The sequence below is a fragment of the Streptomyces sp. NPDC002276 genome (assembly GCF_053891435.1).
In genome coordinates this window covers 67,162-87,293 of record NZ_JBSFCQ010000002.1, presented here as the reverse complement: position 1 = coordinate 87,293, position 20,132 = coordinate 67,162, and the positions used below count along the sequence as shown (strand labels likewise).

The window sequence follows — 20,132 nt, the reverse complement described above, 5'->3', positions numbered from 1 at the left end:
CTGACAGGAGTTTCATGACCACCGCCCCCTGGCGCGACCCCGCACTGCCCGCCGCCGCCCGCGTCGACGACGTGCTCGCCCGGATGACCCTGGAGGAGAAGACCGCCCAGCTGTACGGGGTTTGGGTGGGCGCCGACACGGACGGCGACGGAGTCGCCCCGCTCCAGCGGGAGATGACCTCCGAATACGACTGGGACGAGCTGATCACCCACGGGTTGGGGCAGCTCACGCGTTCCTTCGGTACGGCCCCGGTGGACCCGGAGTTGGGCGCGCAGGCGCTGGCCCGCGCGCAGCGCCGGATCGCCGCGGCCGGACGGTTCGGCATCCCGGCCGTCGCCCACGAGGAGTGCCTCGCCGGGTTCACCGCGTGGGGTGCGACGGCGTACCCGGTGCCGCTGGCCTGGGGCGCGAGCTTCGACCCGGCGCTGGTCGAGGAGATGGCCCGGCACATCGGCGCCGACCTGCGCGCGGCCGGCGTCCACCAGGGTCTCGCCCCGGTCCTGGACGTCGTACGGGATCCGCGCTGGGGGCGGGTGGAGGAGACGATCGGGGAGGACCCGTATCTGGTGGGGACCATCGGGGCCGCCTATGTGCGGGGGCTCGAATCGGCTGGCGTGGTCGCGACGTTGAAGCACTTCGCGGGGTACGCGTCCTCGGTGGGGGCGCGGAATCTGGCGCCGGTGCGGGCCGGAGTGCGGGAGTTCGCGGACGTGGTGCTGCCGCCGTTCGAGATGGCGTTGCGGGAGGGCGGCGCGCGGTCGGTGATGGCGGCGTACAACGAGACGGACGGCGTACCGGCGTCGGCGGACCCGGTGTTGCTGACCCAACTCCTGCGGGAGGAGTGGGAGTTCACTGGGACGGTCGTCGCCGACTACTTCGGCATCGGTTTCCTGGAGACGCTGCACCGGGTGGCGGGCAGCCCGGCGGAGGCGGCTCGTGCGGCGCTGGCGGCGGGGATCGACGTGGAGCTGCCGACGCTGAAGTGCTACGGGAAGCCGTTGGTGGCGGCGGTGCGCGCGGGGGACGTACCGGAGTCGCTGGTCGAGCGAGCGGCGCGCCGAGTGCTGTTGCAGAAGTGCGAGTTGGGGCTGCTGGACGAGGACTGGGCGCCGGAGCCGGCCGGCCGGATCGACCTCGACTCGGCGGCGAACCGTGTGCTGGCCCGCCAACTGGCCGAGAAATCGGTGGTGTTGCTGGACAACCCGGACGGCGTACTACCCCTCCCGCCGGACGCGCGGATCGCGGTGGTGGGCCCGAGGGCGGCGGACGCGCTGGCGATGCTCGGCTGCTACTCCTTCCCGTCCCACGTGGGCGTCCAGCACCCCGAGGTGCCGATGGGCATCGACATCCCCACCGTGCTGGAGTCGCTGCGGGCCGAACTCCCGGACGCCAAGGTGACGTTCGCGGAGGGGTGTGACGTGTCCGGCCCGGACGCGAGCGGTTTCGAGGAGGCGGTCGCGCGGGCGTCCGAGGCGGATGTGTGCGTGGCGGTGCTCGGCGACCGGGCCGGTCTGTTCGGGCGCGGCACGTCGGGCGAGGGCTGCGACGTCGCGGACCTCCAACTACCAGGAATCCAGGCGGACTTGCTGGACGCGCTGGTGTCGACGGGCGTCCCGGTCGTACTGGTCCTCCTCACCGGCCGCCCCTACGCGCTGGGCCGCTGGCACGGCCGACTCGGCGCGGTGGTCCAGGCGTTCTTCCCCGGGGAGGAGGGCGGCCCGGCGGTGGCGGGAGTGCTGTCGGGCCGCGTCAACCCGTCCGGCCGCCTCCCGGTGAGCGTCCCGCACATGCCCGGCGGCCAGCCGTGGACGTACCTCCAACCCCCACTGGGCCTGGCCGACGAGGTCAGCAGCCTCGACCCGACCCCGCTGTACCCCTTCGGCCACGGCCGCTCGTACACGACGTTCGCGTGGGAGCCCGCGGAATCAGCGGAATCAGCGGAATCAGCGGAGTTGGAGATCGCCACGGACGGTTCCTACGACCTGACGCTCACCGTCCGCAACACCGGCGCCCGCCCGGGCACGGAGATCGTCCAGCTCTACCTCCACGACCCGGTCGCCTCGGTGACCCGCCCGGACGTCCGCCTGATCGCCTACCAGCGACTGGAGTTGACACCCGGCGAGGCGTCCCGCGTGACCTTCCACTTCCACGCGGACCTGTCGGCGTTCACCGACCGTTCGGGGCGCCGGGTGGTTGAACCGGGGGCGCTGGAACTACGGTTGGCCGCATCGAGCACGGACGTACGGCACACCGCACGGCTGAATCTCACCGGGCCGGTGAGGGTACTCGGCACCGACCGGCGGCTGCTGTGCGGGACGGGGGTGTCGGGGGTGGGGTGACCTCCGGCCGGGCGGACACGGGGGGTGGCCGATGGTCAGGTATGCGCACCACGAACTGGGAGGCGGCCTGGCCTGGTTGTCCGGCTGCGTGATCGGGGGCGCGGTCGCGGTGGTGGTGCGCGGGGGCATGCCCGTGGGGGGTGACACCGTGGCGCAGTCGGCCGCCCTCGTGATCGGGTGCTTCATGATCTTGACGTTCGTTCATGCCTCGGGGCTCAGGCTGGTCAGCGTCAAGCGTCGCTTCAGGACCGCGGTGCCTCTTCCGAGCGATGTTCAGGTCTCGCGCAGTACGCCGTGGGACGGGGGGCTCGTCATTCTCTTTCTGTGCCCGGCCGTGCTCACGTACTTCTGGCTGGAGAACTCGCTGTTCGTGATACTCCTGCCGACGGACTCGCTGGCCAGAGCTACGACAGCTGCCTGGTGGGAACGCAGGCACGGGCGGCTCCTGTGGCGAGGGGCGTTCAAGAACAGCGGTCAGCTGGCGTACACCCCGATCAGCCCTCGGTTCAGACCTTGATCACGTCAAGTCCGGCAGGCCTCGGCCGTCACTCCCCCACCGACTCGAACCGCCACCGATGCACCGCCCGCGTGACCAACTCCCCCTCCGGCTCAGGGAGTTCGGGCAGCTCGGTGTCGTAGGCCGCGTCCCACCACGTGATGACGAGGACGCGGTCCTGGGGGGCGCGGAGGAACTCCCGGCGTAGGGGCTCGGCCGACAACCGTTGTGCCCGCGCCCAGGCAAGCAGTTCGGCCCCCCGGCCCTCGGTCGCCCTCGCCTCCCACATCAGCGCGACCGTCACGAGTACAGGTTCTCCTTGCCGACCTCGTGCACGTGATCGTGGGAGTGGCCGGGGACGTGCGTTTCCGTGACCGGCAGCGAGGAGTCCGCCGAGAGGTCCCAGTCCGACGGGGTGCGGTTGCGGGCGACCATTTCCGCGCCGAGCGCGGCGACCATCGCGCCGTTGTCCGTGCACAGCTTGGGGCGCGGGACGCGCAGGCGGATGCCGGCCGCCTCGCAGCGTTCCGCCGCCAACACCCGCAGGCGGGAGTTCGCGGCGACTCCGCCGCCGATCATCAGGTGGTCGACGCCCTCGTCCTTGCAGGCCCGGACGGCCTTGCGGGTGAGGACGTCGACGACCGCCTCCTGGAAGGACGCCGACACATCGCGCACCGGCACGTCCTCCCCCGCCGCCCGCTTCGCCTCGATCCAGCGGGCCACGGACGTCTTCAGCCCGGAGAAGGAGAAGTCGTACGCCGGGTCGCGCGGCCCGGTCAGTCCGCGCGGGAACGTGATCGCCGTAGGGTCGCCCTCCTTCGCGTACCGGTCGATGACCGGGCCGCCCGGGAAGCCGAGGTTCAGGACGCGGGCGATCTTGTCGAAGGCCTCGCCCGCCGCGTCGTCGATCGTCGCGCCGAGCGGTCGTACGTCCGAGGTGATGTCCGAGGAGAGGAGGAGGGAGGAGTGGCCGCCGGAGACCAGCAGGGCCATCGTCGGCTCCGGGAGTGCGCCGTGTTCGAGCTGGTCGACGCAGATGTGGGAGGCGAGGTGGTTCACGCCGTAGAGCGGCTTGCCCAGCGCGTAGGCGTATGCCTTCGCCGCCGAGACGCCTACCAGGAGCGCGCCCGCGAGGCCCGGACCCGCCGTGACCGCGATGCCGTCGAGGTCGCTCGCGCTGATGCCCGCGTCCTTCAGGGCGCGCTGGATCGTCGGGACCATCGCCTCCAGGTGGGCGCGGGACGCCACCTCGGGTACGACCCCGCCGAAGCGGGCGTGTTCGTCGACGCTGGACGCGATCGCGTCGGCGAGCAGGGTGTGGCCGCGGACGATGCCGACGCCGGTCTCGTCGCAGGAGGTCTCGATGCCGAGGACGAGGGGTTCGTCAGTCATTGAACTCGGTTCCTTGTACGGAAGGCGACCCGGCGGCGGGGCCGCTGTCGGGGTCTGTGGTCAGGCGCATCACCAGGGCGTCGACGTTGCCCGGCTGGTAGTAGCCGCGCCGGAAGCCGATGGGCGCGAAGCCGAAGCGCTCGTAGAGTTTCTGCGCGCGGACGTTGTCCACGCGGCATTCGAGCATGACCTCGGCGCACTCGAACTCGCTTGCCGCGCTGAGGAGTTCGGTGAGCAGGGTGCCACCGAGGCCGGTGCCCCAGTGGTCGCGGGCGACGGCGATGGTCTGGATGTCGGCCTGGTCGCCGGTGGTGGCGAGGCCCGCGTAGCCGATGACCCGGACACCGCCCTCGTACTGTTCGCCGGTCGCCTCGGCCACCAGGTACCGGCGGGTCGCCTCGGCGCCCCGCGCGTGGGCCAGTTCGGACCAGAACATGCCCCGGGACCAGGCGTCCTCGGGGAAGAGGTCCTTCTCAAGTTCCAGCACGGGGTCGATGTCCCACCAGCGCATCTCGCGCAGCCGGGGGCTCGTGGATTCGGTCACTTGGGGGTGACCACCTTGTAGTTCTTGGGGACCTGCGCGTCGGGGCGGCGCAGGTAGAGCGGCCGGGGCGCGGGGAGTTCGACGCCCGCCGCCAGTCTCTCGGCGGCCAGGGAGGCGAGTGCGGCGGCGGACACGTGCTGCGGCTCGTGGGCGGACGGGAAGGTGTCCGGGTAGAGCAGGGCGCCCGCGCCGACGGCGGGCAGCCCCGCCACCTCGTCGGCGATGTCGGCGGGCCGGTCCACGGCCGGGTCGGTGACCCGGGTGCGGGAGTCGGCGTAGCGGGCCCAGTAGACCTCCTTGCGGCGCGCGTCGGTGGCCACGACGAAGGGGCCGTCGAGATCGGCGGCGTGGGCGAGGCCGTCCAGCGTGCACACACCGTGCACGGGCACGCCGAGCGCGAGTCCGAACGTGTCGGCGGTCATCAGCCCGACGCGCAGCCCGGTGTAGGGGCCGGGGCCGATGCCGACGACGATTCCCGTGACGGCGTCGAGCGTGAGCCCCGCGTCGGCGAGCACACGGTCGACGGCCGGGAGCAGCAGCTCACCGTGGCGGCGCGCGTCCACCTGACTCGACGAGGCGATGATGGCCTCGCCGTCGTGCAGGGCGACGGTGACTGCGGGGGTGGCGGTATCCAGAGCGAGCAAGAGCACGCAAACAGCCTACGGCTCCGGCGCCCCGGGCACGGCCGCCCCGGTCCGCCCGGCCCGACTGCTACCGTCACCTACCGTCACCGTACTTACTGGACATACAAGACACGGAGGTGGGCGCCGATGGCCGGCAGCAGCTCGGGAATCGTGGCCGGGCTCACCGTGGCGGCGCTCGCCACGGTCGGTTTCCTCGCCTATCAGGCGTCGGCGAGCGTCCCTGCCGGGATGGGCGGTACGGCCCGTGCGAGCGCCCCGCCGGCGGTGGCCACCTCGAAGGCGCCCCGCGACAAGAGGAACCCCGCCGCGCTGCCCGCGGGCTCCGGCAAGGGCGAGCGGGTCGTGTACTCGCTGGACGACGACCGGGTGTGGCTGGTCGCCGAGAACGACAAGGTCAACCGGACGTTCAAGGTCACCCCCGGGACGGTGGATCCGGCTCTGGGCTCCTACTGGGTCACGTCCCGCTCGAACGCGGTCACCGGCACCGACGGCACCCCCATCCAGCACGTCGTCCGCTTCACCAGCACGGGCGGGCTCGCGATCGGCTTCAGCGCGGCGCTCAACGGCGCGACCCAGCAACCCGACCCCACGGCGAAGTCCGGCGGCATCCGGGAGTCGGTCGAGGACGGCACGGCGATGTGGGAGTTCGCGACGATCGGGCAGTCGGTGGTGGTGATCCGCTAGGCGGCTTTGCGCTGTGTCACGGGTGTGTCCACCGGCTCCGGTACACGCGGTGGGGTCGAGACCGCCCTCGCCGCCTCACCCGCCGCCAACAACTCCCGCATGGACACCCCGGCGAACGCATACGGCTGCGGGCGGTCCTGGTTCTCTGAAGCCGACGAAGCCGACATGGACGCCTCCTGGGACCTGGGGGCGGACGTAGTTAGGTAGACCTAACTACTAACTGGGTACCATGTGACCACGCGCGAGACCCGAAACGCAACATCTTGCCGACACCTTGTCGGAACCATCTTGTCGGAACCCACCCAACCGGGCATCAGGGAGTCACGCGCCGAGCACACCCAGCTCGACCGCGGCCCACCGCTCACCGAGCCCGGTGACGGTCACGTGCCGTACCTCGTCCGTGGTGTCGCCGACGGCCCGGTGGATGACGACCGACAGCCGGTCGTCGGTCAGCTCCTCGACCTTGCCCTCGCCCCACTCCACGACGATCACCGACTCCGGCAGCGACACGTCGAGGTCGAGGTCCTCCATGTCGTCGAGCCCGCCGCTCAGGCGATACGCGTCGACGTGGACCAGCGGCGGCCCCTCCCCCAGCGAGGGGTGCACGCGTGCGATGACGAACGTCGGCGAGGTGACCGCGCCGCGCACGCCGAGCCCCTCGCCGAGGCCCCGGGTCAGCGTCGTCTTGCCGGCGCCGAGTTCACCCGTGAGCATCACGAGGTCGCCCGCGCGCAGCAGCTTGGCCAGGCGGCGCCCCAACTCCCCCATCTGCTCGGGGGAGTTGACGGTGATCGAGACGGACAGGGGCTCAGCCGCGTTGTGCGGTGCTGCTGGTGCTTCCATAGCCGCTTACGGTAGCCCCTGCCGGCACGGCACCCGCGCGGGTGAGCAGGTCGGCGAGGCGGTCGGTGACGACCTCCGGGTGCTCCAGCATGACCAGGTGCCCGGCGTCCGGCACGAGCACCAGCTCGGCGTCCGGCAGCTGGTCGGCGATGGCCTCGCTGTGCTCACTGGGCGTGACGAGATCGCCGATCCCGGCCAGCACGAGCACCGGCATGTCCTTGAAGTGGGTGAGGGCCGCCGTCTTGTCATGGTCGGTGAACGCCGGGTAGAACTCGGCGACGACGTCGATGGGCGTGCCCTCGATCATCCGCTCCGCGAACCGCGCGACCGCCGGGTCGACGTCCCGCGACGCGAACGAGTACCGCTTGATGATCCCGGCGAACAGATCGGCGGTGGCCCGCCGCCCCCGCTCCACCAGCGCGGCCTGCTGACCGAGCGCCTTCAGGACGCCGGGCAGCACCCGCCGTACCGCGTTGACCCCGGCGACGGGCAGCCCGAAGTTGACCTCGCCGAGCCGCCCGGCGGACGTACCGACGAAGGCGGTGGCCACGACCCGGTCGCGGATCAGGTCCGGATACTGATCGGCCAGTGCCATCACCGTCATGCCGCCCATGGAGTGCCCGACGAGCACGATCGGCCCCTCGGGCACGGCCGCGTCGAGCACGGCCTTCAGGTCGCGGCCCAACTGGTCGATGGTGAGCGGCATGTCGTCTTCCAGCTGCGCGACCCCGCGCGCGGAACGGCCGTGACTGCGCTGGTCCCAGTGCACGGTCCGTACGACCCCGCGCAGGGCCGCCCGCTGGAAGTGCCAGGAGTCCTGGTTGAGGCAGTAGCCGTGACTGAAGACGACGGTGACCGGGGCCGGTGCCTTGCGTCCGAAGAGCCTGCGGCGCTTCGGGGTGACGGCGACCTCGGGCTCGATGTCGTCGACCTCGTAGTACAGCTCGGTGCCGTCGTCCGCGACGGCCGTGCCGGGGATGCCGCGCAGCGAGCCGTACGGTCCCGTGGAGTCGAGCGCCAGCCGCGCCCGCTCGCGCATGCCGCGCCCGACCGTCATCCGCTCTATGGCGACACCGGCCGCGGCACCGGCGGCGATCACCCCTATCGCGGCGCCCGCGATTCCGGTCACCTTGCGCCAGTTGCCGGCCACCCCCGTGGCGGCGGAGGCGAGTTCGGCGATCGCCTCCGCGCTGCTCTCGCTCACGTGCCGCTCCTCTTCCCGTCCCGGCCCTGCGCCGCGTCGTCCACCTCATACCCGGGGAGGACCTCATCCACGAGGACGTCGTCGTCGGGGACGCCCTCATCGACGTAGACGCGGGGAACGCGTGTTCCGATGCGGGTCACGATCTCGTAGGCGATGGTGCCCGCGGCCTGGGCCCAGTCCTCGGCGGTGGGCTCGCCGCGGTCGCCGGGGCCGAAGAGGATCGCCTCCGTCCCGGGCTCCGGCTCGTCCCCTCCGAGGTCTACGACGAACTGGTCCATGGCGACCCGGCCCGCGACCGTGCGCCACTTGCCGCCGACCAGGACCGGGCCGGTGCCCGAGGCGTGCCGGGGGATGCCGTCCGCGTAGCCGACGGGGATGAGGCCGAGGGTGGTCGTGCCCGGGGTGACGTAGTGGTGGCCGTAGCTGACGCCGTGCCCGCCGGGCACCTGCTTCACCAGGGCGACGGACGCCTTCAGGGTCATCACCGGCCGCAGTCCGAAGTCGGCCGAGGAGCCCTGCTCGGGGATGGGCGAGACGCCGTAGACGGCGATGCCCGTGCGGACGAGGTCGAAGTGGGAGTCGGGGCGGGTGAGGGTGGCGGGCGAGTTGGCGATGTGGCGGACCTCGGGCCGTACGCCCTGGTCCTCCGCGTAGGCGACCATCTCGCGGAAGAGGGCGAGTTGGGCGTCCACGGAGGGGTGCCCTGGTTCGTCGGCGCAGGCGAAGTGCGACCAGAGGCCGGTGATGCGGAGCAGGCCTTCGGCCTCCGCGCGCAGGGCCTCGCCGACCAGCTCGGCCCAGTCGTCGCCGGGCTGGCAGCCGTTGCGCCCGAGTCCGGTGTCGGCCTTGAGCTGCACGCGCGCGGGGAGACCTGTTTCGCGGGCGGCCGCCACGACCTCCCGCAGCGCCCACATGTCGCTGAGCGACATGTCGAGGTCGGCCTCGACGGCCTCGCGCCACGGACCGCCGGGGGTCCAGAGCCAGCACATGATCCGCACCCCGGCAGGCAGTCCGGCGCGGGCCCGCAGGTCGAGGGCCTCCTCGGGGGTGGCCGTACCGAGCCAGGTCGCGCCCGCCTCGACGGCCGCGCGGGCGCACGGCAGGGCGCCGTGGCCGTACGCGTCGGACTTGACGACGGCCATGAGGGCGGCGCCCGGCGCGAGGGCGCGCAGGGTCCGCACATTGGCCCGCAGGGCACCGAGGTCGATCTCGGCGCGGGCGCGCAGGGGCGCGGTCGGCGCAGTTGCTGTCTCGTTCATGACGCCCCCAGTCTCTCAGAGGGGACTGACAAGCCCGCAGGCCCGCCTAGTTTCCGGGCCGGTGGCCCCACACATAAACGCGGTCGCCCTTCTTGAGGACGGTCCACAGCTTGCGGGCGTCGGCCAGGCGCAGGTTGACGCAGCCCCAGGAGCCGGTGGTGGTGTAGATGCTGCCGTAGACGGCGTGGAAGGCGATGCCGCCGTCGAAGAACTGGGCATACGGCATAGGGCTGTTGTAGAGGGTCGACCAGTGGTTCTTGTGCTTCCAGTAGATCTTGTGCCAGCCGCCCCGCGTGACATGTCCGCCGCGTCCGCTGCGCATCGGCACCGGCCCGAAGACGACCTTCTTGCCCTTCTGCACCCAGGTGAGCTGCCGGTCGAGATCGACACAGGCGACGCGGTACGAGCGGACGGGGCACTTCCGGGCCGCGTTCGGGTTCTTCTTGGCGGCGAGGAGCTGCATACGCGCCCAGGTCACCGGTCCGGCGAAGCCGATCGCGGGCTTGATGCCCTGCTTCTTCTGGAAGGCCTTGATCGCCTTGCAGTCGGCGGCCGACTGCCGACCGTCCGCCTTGAGCTTCAACCACCGCTCCACGCCCCGCTGGTAGGGCCCGGTCTGCTTGCTGCACGAGACCTTCGCCACGGCGTCCCCGATCGGCACGTACTCGACGAGCGCGTACGTCCCCGCAGCCGCGTCCCGCGGCTCGACCCGGTCCTCCTCTGCGGTCGGCGTGTACACCTTGGGGACGAGGGCCTGGTCGGGCGTGTCGATCTGCCAGGGCTGATACGGCCCCGGGGGCACGCCCGGTACGAGTTCGGTCTCACCGGGCCCGGGTGCCGGTGCCGGTCCGTCGGCCCAGGCGGTCCCGGTCCCGATGGGGAGGGCGATCACCGCGGTGAGCAGCACCGCGAGGCTTCTGTGCGCGATTCGTGTACTGATCATGCGATCAGAGAAACGCGGCACCCCGACGGGAAGCGGGTGCCGCGCGGAGGGGTCACCCTTATTGACGAGCGGGGGTGCCGCAGGTGCGGGAACGCGTCAGTCCCGCACGTCCCGCCACGCCGTCCGCACCGCCTCCGCCACGTCGTGCGCCCCCACCGGCGCGCCGTCCGCCGCCAGCCGCCCCGCGAGGCCGTGCAGATACGCCCCCACGCTGCCCGCGTCGAACGCCGGCAGCCCCGCCGCCAGCAACGAGCCCGCGAGCCCCGACAGCACGTCACCGCTGCCCGCCGTGGCCAGCCAGCCGGTGCCCGTCGGATTGACCCGCACCGCACCGCCCCCGGAGTCGGCGACCAGCGTCGTCGAGCCCTTGAGGAGCACGGTCGCCCCGTACCGCCGCGCCAACCGCCGCACGGAGGCCAGCCGCGCCGCCTCGACCTCCGCGCGCGGGACCCCCAGGAGCGCGGCGGCCTCCCCCGCGTGGGGGGTCATCAGCGTCGGGGCCGTACGCGCCCGTACGGCCTCGGGGTCGGCGAGCCGCAGGCCGTCCGCGTCGATGAGCACCGGCACGTCGGCCGTCACCACCTCCGCCACCGTCGCCGCGTCGTCGCCCGCCCCGGGCCCGACGACCCACGCCTGCACCCGCCCCGCCTTGGCGGGCCCCCGGTCCGACACCAGGGCCTCCGGGAACCGCGCGATCACCGCGTCCGCGGCCGGACCGACGTACCGTACGGCCCCCGCGCCGCCCCGCAGCGCCCCGGCGACGGCGAGCACGGCCGCGCCCGGGTAGCGCCCGGACCCGGCGGCGATGCCCACGACCCCGCGCCGGTACTTGTCGCTCTCGGCGTCCGGCACGGGCAGCAGGGCCGCCACGTCCGCGTGCTGGAGGGCCTCCAGCTCGGGTTCGACGGGCAGTTCGGCACCGAGTCCGATGTCGACGAACCGTACGGAACCGGCGTACTCGCGCGCGGGGTCGATCAGCAGCCCCGGCTTGTGGGTGCCGAAGGTGACGGTGAGGTCGGCCCGGACCGCGGCGCCCAGCACCTCGCCCGTGTCCGCCTCGACACCGCTCGGCAGGTCTACGGCGACGACGACACCCCGGGAGTCCCCGGCGAGGGCCGCGAGCCGCGCGGCGTCCGGCCGCAGCCCGCCCCGGCCGCCGATCCCGACGATCCCGTCGAGGACGAGGTCGGCGCGCAGGACCGGTTCCTCGGCGGCGTCCGGCGACACGGTACGACCGCCCGCGCGGAGCAGCGCCGTGAGCCCGCGCGGGTGGGTGCGGTCGGGCGCGAGCAGCACCGCCGTGACGGCCGCGCCGCGCCGCGCCAGCCGTGCCCCGGCGTAGAGCGCGTCGCCGCCGTTGTCCCCGCTGCCGACCAGCAGCGCGACCCGGCTGCCGTAGACCCGGCCCGTCAACTGGGCGCAGGCGACAGCCAGTCCGGCCGCCGCGCGCTGCATCAGCGCGCCCTCGGGAAGCCGTGCCATCAGCCGCCGTTCGGCCGCTCTTACCGTCTCCACGCTGTACGCAGTACGCATGCGGTCGAGTCTGCCCCGGGAGAGGCACGGACCGCACCCGGGCGGACCGGGCTCCCCGTCACCCCTCCGCGATCACCACCGCCGACGCCACCCCCGCATCGTGGCTCAACGACACGTGCCAGGAGCGGACGCCCAGTTCGGCCGCCCGCGCGGCGACCGTGCCCGTCACCCGCAGCCTCGGCTGCCCGCTGTCCTCGACGTAGACCTCGGCGTCCGTCCAGTGCAGCCCTGCCGGTGCCCCCAGGGCCTTCGCCAGGGCCTCCTTGGCGGCGAAGCGGGCGGCGAGGGAGGCGGGTCCCCGGCGCTCACCGCTCGGCAGCAGCAACTCGCTGTCCAGGAAGAGGCGTCGGGCCATCCCGGGCGTACGCGCCAGCGACGCCGCGAACCGGTCGATCTCGGCCACGTCGATACCAACCCCGATGATGCTCATGCCGAGCACCCTACGGCGGCACCGGTCCTGCCCTTGTGGGCAGGTGGAGGGGTTTTCCGGCGCGGATTCGTTGCCCCGTAGTACCTCGTCGGGGCGTCCGGCCGACGTGTAGACAACGAAGATCGCGACTCCAGGCCAGAGGTGAGGACGTGCACGCCCGAGACGAAGCCCGCGCGCGGGACGACGCCGTAGCCCGGCGTGCCCCGCTGAGCGGCCCCGCAGCCGACACCGCCACCCGGCCCGCGCACGAGTTGCTGTCGCTCCAGTCGAGGGCGGGCAACGCCAACGTCGTACGGATGCTCGGTGGGCGGTCGGCGCCGGTCGTCCAGCGGAGCAAGCTGTCGAGCGGGAACATCGCGTTCACCAACGTGTCCCTCAAGTTCCCCGAATCGCAGGGCAAGGCCACCCGGGTGCTGGAACTCCTGTCCGCCAACACCGCGATCACGTCCTTCCTCGACGGCCGGACCTGTCGGATCACCCTGGAGAAGCGGACGACACAGACCCCTGCGGACGTCGTCGACAAGGGGGCAGACGGTGTCTTCGTGACGATGGCCGCCTACTACCTGGAGAACTACGACGTCGGCTACATCATGGGCATGCTCTGCCATGAGTTCGGCATCCATCCGATGGCGGCCGCCGCCCCCCGTATGCGCGACGAGGAAGAGGCCTTCCGGAGTGTGCCCTTCCCGGTGCCCGGTCTTGAGGACAAGCCGCATCCCGACGGGTTCGCGTCGATGAACACCGACGCCGCCAAACAGGCCGACCACGTGCTCGGCGTCATCCCCGGGAGCCCGCGGTACACGATCTACCGCGACGTTACCCTGGAGATGGCGGACCTGCTGCTGCGGGACGCGCGCAACAAGGAGCCGGGCGCCCGGGAACAGGACGTCACCGACCTCCTCGACTGCTTCCTCATGGACGTGGCCTCCATCGCCGCGACGAACGACAACCGCATGCGCGGAATGCCCCTCCTGGGCAACAACGAGGGCCCGGCGATCCGCCAGGACATCGCGGCCGTCTACAACGCCTACAAGTCCCGCCTGGCCGACGCCCTGTCCGAGGAACGGCAGCCCATCAAGCCCCTGTTCCCCCCGGAGAAGACCCCGGAGGCCGTCAAGGCCGACTTCAACACCCTTCTGGGACGCATCACCAAGGGCGCGTTCCGCGCGTGGAGCATCGACAACAGCGACTGAACGGAAGGGTCGCAGGCCGCGATGTCGGGTGCCTGTCGGGGGTGCCGGTCCGTTGTCGGCCGCTTGTCGGCGCGGGCTGGAACTTTTCTCTCACCGCACGTTCCACGACGATCGGAGAGACCATGCCCGCCACACCCGCCAAGCCTTCTCTTGCCCTGCCCGTCCCCGTCGCCACCACCATCGCGCCGCCCGACCTCACCGACAGCACGCTCCTGGACGTCGACCCGGACGCGCAGATGTCCCTCGGCACCGTCGCCGTGGACAGCCGTGGCGACGTCGTCTACGCGAGCGTCGAACTGCCCGGCGGGGCTCGGCGCGAGCTGAAGCTCGACGTCCTGCGGCCAGTCGGCGACGAACGGCTCCCCCTGGTCGTCTACCTCCCCGGGGGCGCGTTTCTCCGCTGCAACAAGGCGATGGCGTTCGAGGCGCGCCGGCATGTCGCCGAGTCCGGTTTCGTCGTCGCCAGTGTCGAGTACCGCGTCGCCCCTGACGGCGCCACCTTCCACGACTCCGTCCGCGATGTCCGCGCGGCCCTGGCCCATCTGCGGTCGCACGCCGACGACTTCGGCATCGACGCGGGTGCGGTCGCCCTGTGGGGCGAGTCGGCGGGTGGTCATGTGGCCGCGCTGACGGGTGTCACGGACGGTCTGCCCGAGTTCTCCGGCGCCTCGGACCCGGCCCCGCAGGGGCAGGTGCGGGCCGTGATCGACGCCTACGGCAGCTCCGAACTCTCCGCCATCGCCGACGCCTTCGACGAGGCGGCCCAGCTGCACTACCGACTCCGGGCCACGCACTTCTCGGCGTACCTCGGCAGTCCGGGCGCACCGTTCCCGGAGATCCCCGACGCGGTGCGTGCCGCGGACCCGGCGACCCACGCGACCGTCTCGGCGCCGCCGTTCCTGTTCCTGCACGGCAGCGAGGACATGCTCGTCTCCCCGTCCCAGACGCAGCATGTGCACCAGGCGCTGCGTGCCGCCGGGGGCGACAGCACCCGCTACGTCCTGGAGGGCGCCAACCACGGAGACGTCGGGTTCCTCGGCCACCCGGACACCGGACTGCCGTGGACCTCCGCCGCCACGATGGGCGTCATCACCGGGTTCCTCCACCACCGTCTTGACGCGACGGAGCGGTGAGTCCTGCCGTGATCGCCGTCAGACCGTCCGCGTACCCCGCCGCCACACCCCGCTGACCAGCGGCACGCCCGGCCGGTAGGCCAGATGCACATGGCTGGGCGCGTCGAGCAGGATCAGGTCGGCGCGGGCGCCTGGTGCGATCCGGCCCAAGTCGTCCCGGCGCAGGGCCGCGGCCCCGCCCGCCGTGGCCGACCACACCGCCTCGTCCGGCGTCATCCCCATGTCCCGCACCGCGAGCGCGACGCAGAAGGGCACGGAGGACGTGAAGGACGAGCCCGGGTTGCAGTCGGTGGACAGCGCGACGGTGACTCCGGCGTCCAGGAGCCTGCGCGCGTCCGGCCACTGGGCCCGCGTCGAGAACTCGGCGCCGGGCAGCAGGGTCGCGACGGTACGGCCGCTCGCCAGCGCGTCGACGTCCGCGTCCGTCAGGTGAGTGCAGTGGTCGGCGCTGGCCGCGTCCAGTTCGACGGCGAGTTGGACGCCGGGGCCGTAGGAGAGCTGGTTGGCGTGGATGCGCGGGTGCAGGCCCTTCGCCTTGCCCGCGGTCAGGATGGCGCGCGCCTGGTCGCCGTCGAAGGCGCCCTTCTCGCAGAACACGTCGATCCAACGGGCGTACGGGGCACAGGCGTCGAGCATCTCGCCGGTGACGAGTGCCACGTATGCGGCGGGGTCGTCGGCGTAGTCGGGCGAGACGATGTGCGCGCCGAGGTACGTCACCTCGTCGGTGTGCGCGGCGGCGATGCGCAGGGCGCGGGACTCGTCGGCGACCGTCAGGCCGTAGCCGGACTTCGTCTCGAAGGTGGTGGTGCCCTGGCGGAGGGCCTCGTCGAGGTGGCGGGTGAGGTTCGCCTCCAGCTCCGCGTCGCTCGCGGCGCGCGTCGCCGCGACCGTCGTACGGATGCCGCCCGCGCTGTAGGCCCGCCCGGACATGCGGGCGTTGAACTCCTGCGTGCGGTCGCCCGCGAAGACGAGGTGCGAGTGGGAGTCCACGAAGCCCGGCAGGACCGCCCTCCCACCGGCGTCGACCCAATTGTCAGTGGCGGGTGCTTTGCTTGTCTCACCGGTCCACGCGACGCGGTCGCCGTCGATGACGACGGCCGCGTCCTGGATCAGACCGAGGGGAGATCCGTCACCGAGGGAGGGGTCGTTGGTGACCAGCGTGGCGATGTTGGTGATGACAGTGCTGCTGCTCATCGTGTCCTCGTGGGTGCGGAGTTCGGCGTTCGTGTCTATGCGCGCAGGGCTTCGACTGCCTGCGCGAGCGCTTGCGGCACATCCGGTACGAGCACGTGCGCTCCGTCGCGTACGACGTGCCGCCCGCCCACGACGGTGTGCCGTACGTCCGCTGCCGTCGCCGCGAATACGGCCGTCTCGGCGCCGAGCCTGGGCACCGGCCCCGCTGTCCTGACCGAGTCGAGCGCGATCGTCGTGAAGTCGGCGAGGGCGCCTGCCGTGAGGCTGCCCGCCTCGTCCCAGCCGAGGGCCGCGTGGCCGTCGGCGGAGGCCGCGCGGAGGAGGGCCGCCGCGGTCCAGTGGCCCCGGGTGCGGGTGCGCAGGCGCTCGTTCAGCTCCATCGCGCGGGCCTCTTCGAGCAGGTCGATGACGGCGTGGCTGTCGGAGCCGAGGGAGAGCGGTGAGCCTGCCCGCTGGAGGGCCACGGCGGGGCCGATGCCGTCGGCGAGGTCGCGTTCGGTCGTCGGGCACATGCAGGTGCCGGTGCCCGAGCGCCCCAGCAGCGCGATGTCCTCGTCCGTGAGGTGCGTGTTGTGGACGCCGGTGGTGCGCGGTCCCAACACGCCGTTATCGGCGAGGAGTTGGGTCGGCGTGCAGTCGTGGGCGGCACGGCAGGCGTCGTTCTCGGCGGTCTGCTCGGACAGATGCACATGGAGCGGGGCCCGCCGCTCCTCGGCCCAGCGGGCCACGGTCGCCAACTCACCGGCGGGCACGGCCCGTACGGAGTGGATGGCGGCACCGATCCGCGCGTGATCCCGTTCCTTGAGAAGTGAACAGCGTTCCGCCCAGGCGTCCGCGCTTCCGTCGGAGAAGCGGAGCTGGTGGTGGTTGGGGGGCTGTCCGAAGCCGGAGGAGAGATAGGCGGTGTCGAGGAGGGTGATGCGGATACCGGCTTCGGAGGCGGCGGCGATGAGTGCCTCGCCCATGGCGTTGGGGTCGGCGTAGGGGGTGCCGCCGTGGGCGTGGTGCACATAGTGGAACTCGCCGACCGCCGTGATCCCGGCCAGCGCCATCTCGGCGTACACCGCGCGGGCCAGCGCGTGGTACGTGTCCGGGGTGAGCTGGTCGGCGAAGGAGTACATGAACTCCCGCCAGGTCCAGAAGGTGCCGGAGCCGACCTGGACGGTGGACCGCAGGGCGCGGTGGAAGGCGTGGCTGTGGGCGTTGGCGAGCCCGGGGAGGGTGAGTCCGCGCAGGATCTCGGCGCCGGGGGGCGGGGTGTCGACCTCGGTGCGGACGGCGGTGATACGACCGTCCGTCACCTCCAGGGCGACGCCCGGCTCAACGTTGGTGTCGAGCCAGGCGTGTTCCAGCCAGTACGTCCGCGCGGTGGGGTGCGTGGTGGGGTGGGTCACCTGCATGCCAGCCCTTCCAGTACGTCGGCGAGTGCGGTCACCCCGGCCACGCAGTCGCCCTCGGCCGCGAACTCGGCCGGGGAGTGCGAGACGCCCGTGGGGTTGCGCACGAACAGCATGGCGGTCGGGATGCTCCCGGAGAGGATTCCGGCGTCGTGTCCGGCACCGGTACCGAGGACGGGGACCCTGAGGTCGGTGTCCTTGCCCAGGACGCGGGCGAGTTCGTCGCGCAGGGCGTGGTCGAACTCGACGACCGGGGTGAAGGACTCCCGGACGACGTCGAGGTCGACGCCGTGCGCCTCCGCGTACTCGCGGGCCGCCTTCTCGACGCCGGTGACCACCATGTCCAGGGTGTCCTGGTCGGCGGCGCGGGAGTCGAGCCAGCCGCGCACCAGGGAGGGGATGGCGTTGACGCCGTTCGGCTCGACGGCGATCTTCCCGAACGTGGCGACGGCACCGGCGAGTTGGGCCTCGCGGCGGGCGGCGAGCACGGTCTCGGCGTACGACAGCATGGGGTCGCGGCGGTCCACCAGCCTGGTGGTACCGGCGTGGTTGGCCTCGCCCCGGAAGTCGAACCGCCAGCGCCCGTGCGGCCAGATGGCGCTGGCGATGCCGACCCGGTCGCCGGACAGGTCCAGCTCGCGGCCCTGCTCGACGTGGAGTTCGACGAACGCGCCGACACGGGCGAGCCGTTCGGGGTCGGGACCGATGGCGTCGGCGTCGTAACCGGCCGCCGCCATGGCCTGCGGCAGCGTGACCCCGTCCCCGTCGGTCAGCCGGTGCGCCTGTTCGACGGTGAGCTGCCCGGCGGCCAGCCGCGACCCGACACAGGCGAGCCCGAAGCGGGCACCTTCCTCGTCACCGAAGTTGACGATGGCGAGGGGCCTGGTGAACTCCGCGCCCCTGCCCCGCAGTTCGTCGAGCGCGGCGAAGGACGAGACGACACCGAGGGGCCCGTCGAAGGCGCCACCGTCGGGCACCGAGTCGAGATGCGACCCCGTGACGACGGCGTCCCCGGCGGCGGGGTCGCCGAGCCAGGCCCACTGGTTGCCGTTGCGGTCGAGTTCGTAGGTCAGGCCGCGCGCCTTGGCCTGCTGCTCGAACCAGGCCCGGCACTCGGCGTCGGCGCCTGTCCAGGCATAGCGGCGGTAGCCGCCGGAGGCGGAGTTACGGCCGATCGGCAGCAACTCCGCCCACATGCTCTGGAAGGTCACGCCTCTCCACCCTCGCGCATCGGCACCCGCACGCCCCGCTCGTCCGCGACCCGCTCGGCGATGTCGTACCCGGCGTCGACGTGCCGGATGACACCCATGCCGGGGTCGTTGGTCAGCACGCGGCGGATCTTCTCGCCGGCGAGCTTCGTGCCGTCGGCGACGGAGACCTGGCCCGCGTGGATGGAGCGGCCCATGCCGACGCCGCCGCCGTGGTGGATGGAGACCCAGGACGCGCCGGACGCGACGTTGACCATCGCGTTCAGCAGCGGCCAGTCGGCGATCGCGTCGGAGCCGTCGAGCATGGCCTCGGTCTCGCGGTACGGGGAGGCGACGGAGCCGCAGTCGAGGTGGTCGCGGCCGATGGCCAGCGGGGCCGCCAACTCACCGCTCGCCACCATGTCGTTGAAGCGCTCGCCGGCCTTGTCGCGCTCGCCGTAGCCGAGCCAGCAGATGCGGGCGGGCAGGCCCTGGAAGTGGACGCGCTCACCGGCCAGCTTGATCCAGCGGTGGAGGGACTCGTTCTCCGGGAAGAGGTCGAGGATCGCCTTGTCCGTCTTGTGGATGTCGGAGGCCTCGCCGGACAGGGCGGCCCAGCGGAAGGGGCCCTTGCCCTCGGAGAAGAGGGGGCGGATGTAGGCGGGGACGAAGCCGGGGAAGGCGAACGCCCGCTCGTACCCGGCGAGTTGGGCCTCGCCGCGGATCGAGTTGCCGTAGTCGAAGACCTCGGCGCCGGCATCCATGAAGCCCACCATCGCCTCGACGTGCTTGGCCATGGACTCGCGGGCGCGGACGGTGAAGCCCGCCGGGTCCTTCGCGGCGGCGTCGGCCATGTCCTCGAAGGCGATGCCGACCGGGAGGTAGGCGAGGGGGTCGTGGGCCGAGGTCTGGTCGGTCACGATGTCGATGGGGGCGCCCTCGGCGAGCATCTGCGGGAGCAGTTCGGCGGCGTTGCCGAGGAGGCCGATGGAGAGCGGGCGGCGGGCGTCGCGGGCCTCGACGGCGAGCTGGAGGGCGTGCGCGAGGGAGTCGGCGCGGACGTCCAGGTAGCGGTGCTCGATGCGGCGTTCGATGGCGCGGGGGTCGACGTCGATGCAGATCGCGACGCCGTCGTTCATGGTGACGGCGAGGGGCTGGGCGCCGCCCATGCCGCCGAGGCCGGCCGTCAGCGTGATCGTCCCGGCGAGGGTGCCGTTGAACTTCTTCGCGGCGACGGCGGCGAAGGTCTCGTAGGTGCCCTGGAGGATGCCCTGGGTGCCGATGTAGATCCACGAACCGGCGGTCATCTGGCCGTACATGGTGAGGCCGAGCGCCTCAAGGCGGCGGAACTCCTCCCAGTTGGCCCAGTCGCCGACGAGGTTGGAGTTGGCGATGAGGACGCGCGGCGCCCACTCGTGGGTCTGCATGACGCCGACGGGGCGGCCGGACTGGACGAGCATCGTCTCGTCCTGCTTGAGGGTGCGCAGGGTGCGGACCATGGCGTCGAAGGAGCGCCAGTCGCGGGCGGCCTTGCCGGTGCCGCCGTAGACGACGAGCTTGTCGGGGTGTTCGGCGACCTCGGGGTCCAGGTTGTTCTGCAGCATCCGCAGGGCGGCTTCCTGCTGCCATCCCAGGGCGCTCAGTTCCGTACCGCGCGGTGCTCGTACGGGGCGGGGTCCTGACATGGTCTGCCTCCTAGCGGACTGCGTTCAGCGGA

General features: G+C 72.2%; 20 protein-coding genes. 5 read left to right on the top strand and 15 right to left on the bottom strand.

From position 1 onward, the window contains the following. Positions 1–14 precede the first annotated feature (14 nt). A complete protein-coding gene (locus ACWIHT_RS05515) occupies positions 15–2,339 on the top strand; it encodes a beta-xylosidase/alpha-l-arabinosidase (RefSeq protein ID WP_456164730.1) in 2,325 nt (774 codons plus the stop codon). A 148-nt stretch (positions 2,340–2,487) separates the two neighbouring features. Next, the gene (locus tag ACWIHT_RS05510) at positions 2,488–2,856 is read left to right on the top strand and encodes a hypothetical protein (protein ID WP_456164728.1); all 369 of its coding nucleotides are present in this window, start codon (positions 2,488–2,490) and stop codon (positions 2,854–2,856) included. Between the two features lie 28 nt (positions 2,857–2,884). Here the strand turns inward: ACWIHT_RS05510 and ACWIHT_RS05505 are convergent, their stop codons facing one another. Genes ACWIHT_RS05505 through tsaB form a run of 4 tightly spaced genes read right to left on the bottom strand, consistent with a single transcriptional unit; the run spans position 2,885 to position 5,421 of the window. Then, positions 2,885–3,139 (bottom strand): hypothetical protein, encoded by a 255-nt coding sequence (locus ACWIHT_RS05505; protein WP_456164726.1) that lies wholly within the window; start codon positions 3,137–3,139, stop codon positions 2,885–2,887. Further along, a complete protein-coding gene (tsaD, locus tag ACWIHT_RS05500) occupies positions 3,136–4,227 on the bottom strand; it encodes a tRNA (adenosine(37)-N6)-threonylcarbamoyltransferase complex transferase subunit TsaD (protein WP_456164724.1) in 1,092 nt (363 codons plus the stop codon). Before tsaD ends, ACWIHT_RS05505 begins: the two co-directional genes overlap by 4 nt. Further along, positions 4,220–4,738, bottom strand: coding sequence for a ribosomal protein S18-alanine N-acetyltransferase (rimI, locus tag ACWIHT_RS05495; RefSeq protein ID WP_456165960.1), 519 nt, complete (start codon positions 4,736–4,738; stop codon positions 4,220–4,222). Before rimI ends, tsaD begins: the two co-directional genes overlap by 8 nt. 29 nt (positions 4,739–4,767) lie before the next feature. Beyond that, entirely contained in the window at positions 4,768–5,421 is a 654-nt protein-coding gene (tsaB, locus tag ACWIHT_RS05490; protein ID WP_456164722.1) for a tRNA (adenosine(37)-N6)-threonylcarbamoyltransferase complex dimerization subunit type 1 TsaB, read from the bottom strand. Between the two features lie 120 nt (positions 5,422–5,541). On the opposite strand from tsaB, the gene ACWIHT_RS05485 reads away from it, so the two are divergent. Beyond that, positions 5,542–6,099: a hypothetical protein gene (locus tag ACWIHT_RS05485; protein WP_456164720.1), complete on the top strand. Its 558-nt coding sequence runs from the start codon at positions 5,542–5,544 to the stop codon at positions 6,097–6,099. Here ACWIHT_RS05485 and ACWIHT_RS05480 read toward each other — a convergent pair. From ACWIHT_RS05480 to ACWIHT_RS05450, 7 genes are all read right to left on the bottom strand, one after another. Further along, complete coding sequence (locus tag ACWIHT_RS05480) at positions 6,096–6,266, bottom strand: hypothetical protein (RefSeq protein ID WP_456164718.1); 171 nt, start codon at positions 6,264–6,266, stop codon at positions 6,096–6,098. The genes ACWIHT_RS05485 and ACWIHT_RS05480 overlap by 4 nt on opposite strands. Positions 6,267–6,420: 154 nt before the next feature. After that, complete coding sequence (gene tsaE / locus ACWIHT_RS05475) at positions 6,421–6,942, bottom strand: tRNA (adenosine(37)-N6)-threonylcarbamoyltransferase complex ATPase subunit type 1 TsaE (protein WP_456164716.1); 522 nt, start codon at positions 6,940–6,942, stop codon at positions 6,421–6,423. Beyond that, positions 6,908–8,146, bottom strand: a complete 1,239-nt coding sequence (locus ACWIHT_RS05470) for an alpha/beta fold hydrolase (RefSeq protein ID WP_456164714.1) — start codon at positions 8,144–8,146, stop codon at positions 6,908–6,910. Before ACWIHT_RS05470 ends, tsaE begins: the two co-directional genes overlap by 35 nt. Beyond that, complete coding sequence (alr, locus tag ACWIHT_RS05465; protein ID WP_456164712.1) at positions 8,143–9,405, bottom strand: alanine racemase; 1,263 nt, start codon at positions 9,403–9,405, stop codon at positions 8,143–8,145. Before alr ends, ACWIHT_RS05470 begins: the two co-directional genes overlap by 4 nt. 46 nt (positions 9,406–9,451) lie before the next feature. Further along, entirely contained in the window at positions 9,452–10,348 is an 897-nt protein-coding gene (locus ACWIHT_RS05460; RefSeq protein WP_456164710.1) for a L,D-transpeptidase family protein, read from the bottom strand. A gap of 96 nt (positions 10,349–10,444) precedes the next feature. Further along, on the bottom strand, positions 10,445–11,881 hold the full coding sequence (locus tag ACWIHT_RS05455) for an NAD(P)H-hydrate dehydratase (protein ID WP_456164708.1): 1,437 nt from the start codon (positions 11,879–11,881) through the stop codon (positions 10,445–10,447). Positions 11,882–11,939: 58 nt separating this feature from the next. Continuing rightward, positions 11,940–12,311 (bottom strand): holo-ACP synthase, encoded by a 372-nt coding sequence (locus ACWIHT_RS05450; protein ID WP_456164706.1) that lies wholly within the window; start codon positions 12,309–12,311, stop codon positions 11,940–11,942. A gap of 149 nt (positions 12,312–12,460) precedes the next feature. Here ACWIHT_RS05450 and ACWIHT_RS05445 point away from each other — a divergent pair, with 149 nt between their 5' ends. Continuing rightward, the gene (locus tag ACWIHT_RS05445) at positions 12,461–13,504 is read left to right on the top strand and encodes a hypothetical protein (protein WP_456164704.1); all 1,044 of its coding nucleotides are present in this window, start codon (positions 12,461–12,463) and stop codon (positions 13,502–13,504) included. A 122-nt stretch (positions 13,505–13,626) separates the two neighbouring features. Then, entirely contained in the window at positions 13,627–14,637 is a 1,011-nt protein-coding gene (locus ACWIHT_RS05440) for an alpha/beta hydrolase fold domain-containing protein (protein WP_456164702.1), read from the top strand. Positions 14,638–14,655: 18 nt separating this feature from the next. Here the strand turns inward: ACWIHT_RS05440 and hutI are convergent, their stop codons facing one another. From hutI to hutU, 4 genes are read right to left on the bottom strand one after another with little or no spacing between them, the layout of a single operon-like run. Further along, positions 14,656–15,831: an imidazolonepropionase gene (gene hutI / locus ACWIHT_RS05435; RefSeq protein ID WP_456164700.1), complete on the bottom strand. Its 1,176-nt coding sequence runs from the start codon at positions 15,829–15,831 to the stop codon at positions 14,656–14,658. 35 nt (positions 15,832–15,866) lie between these two features. Beyond that, on the bottom strand, positions 15,867–17,231 hold the full coding sequence (locus ACWIHT_RS05430; protein WP_456164698.1) for a formimidoylglutamate deiminase: 1,365 nt from the start codon (positions 17,229–17,231) through the stop codon (positions 15,867–15,869). Beyond that, complete coding sequence (locus tag ACWIHT_RS05425) at positions 17,222–18,439, bottom strand: allantoate amidohydrolase (protein ID WP_456164696.1); 1,218 nt, start codon at positions 18,437–18,439, stop codon at positions 17,222–17,224. Before ACWIHT_RS05425 ends, ACWIHT_RS05430 begins: the two co-directional genes overlap by 10 nt. Continuing rightward, the gene (gene hutU / locus ACWIHT_RS05420) at positions 18,436–20,100 is read right to left on the bottom strand and encodes a urocanate hydratase (RefSeq protein WP_456164694.1); all 1,665 of its coding nucleotides are present in this window, start codon (positions 20,098–20,100) and stop codon (positions 18,436–18,438) included. Before hutU ends, ACWIHT_RS05425 begins: the two co-directional genes overlap by 4 nt. Between the last annotated feature and the right edge of the window lie 32 nt (positions 20,101–20,132).

What these genes read in the sequence shown, in the direction of transcription:
- ACWIHT_RS05515 (WP_456164730.1), top strand. Translation starts at nt 15, where the DNA reads ATGACCACCGCCCCCTGGCGCGACCCCGCACTGCCCGCCGCCGCCCGC.
- rimI (WP_456165960.1), bottom strand. Translation starts at nt 4,738, where the DNA reads ATGCGCTGGTGGGACATCGACCCCGTGCTGGAACTTGAGAAGGACCTC.
- ACWIHT_RS05485 (WP_456164720.1), top strand. Translation starts at nt 5,542, where the DNA reads ATGGCCGGCAGCAGCTCGGGAATCGTGGCCGGGCTCACCGTGGCGGCG.
- tsaD (WP_456164724.1), bottom strand. Translation starts at nt 4,227, where the DNA reads ATGACTGACGAACCCCTCGTCCTCGGCATCGAGACCTCCTGCGACGAG.
- ACWIHT_RS05460 (WP_456164710.1), bottom strand. Translation starts at nt 10,348, where the DNA reads ATGATCAGTACACGAATCGCGCACAGAAGCCTCGCGGTGCTGCTCACC.
- ACWIHT_RS05450 (WP_456164706.1), bottom strand. Translation starts at nt 12,311, where the DNA reads ATGAGCATCATCGGGGTTGGTATCGACGTGGCCGAGATCGACCGGTTC.
- ACWIHT_RS05480 (WP_456164718.1), bottom strand. Translation starts at nt 6,266, where the DNA reads ATGTCGGCTTCGTCGGCTTCAGAGAACCAGGACCGCCCGCAGCCGTAT.
- ACWIHT_RS05430 (WP_456164698.1), bottom strand. Translation starts at nt 17,231, where the DNA reads ATGCAGGTGACCCACCCCACCACGCACCCCACCGCGCGGACGTACTGG.
- ACWIHT_RS05440 (WP_456164702.1), top strand. Translation starts at nt 13,627, where the DNA reads ATGCCCGCCACACCCGCCAAGCCTTCTCTTGCCCTGCCCGTCCCCGTC.
- hutU (WP_456164694.1), bottom strand. Translation starts at nt 20,100, where the DNA reads ATGTCAGGACCCCGCCCCGTACGAGCACCGCGCGGTACGGAACTGAGC.
- hutI (WP_456164700.1), bottom strand. Translation starts at nt 15,831, where the DNA reads ATGAGCAGCAGCACTGTCATCACCAACATCGCCACGCTGGTCACCAAC.
- alr (WP_456164712.1), bottom strand. Translation starts at nt 9,405, where the DNA reads ATGAACGAGACAGCAACTGCGCCGACCGCGCCCCTGCGCGCCCGCGCC.
- ACWIHT_RS05455 (WP_456164708.1), bottom strand. Translation starts at nt 11,881, where the DNA reads ATGCGTACTGCGTACAGCGTGGAGACGGTAAGAGCGGCCGAACGGCGG.
- tsaE (WP_456164716.1), bottom strand. Translation starts at nt 6,942, where the DNA reads ATGGAAGCACCAGCAGCACCGCACAACGCGGCTGAGCCCCTGTCCGTC.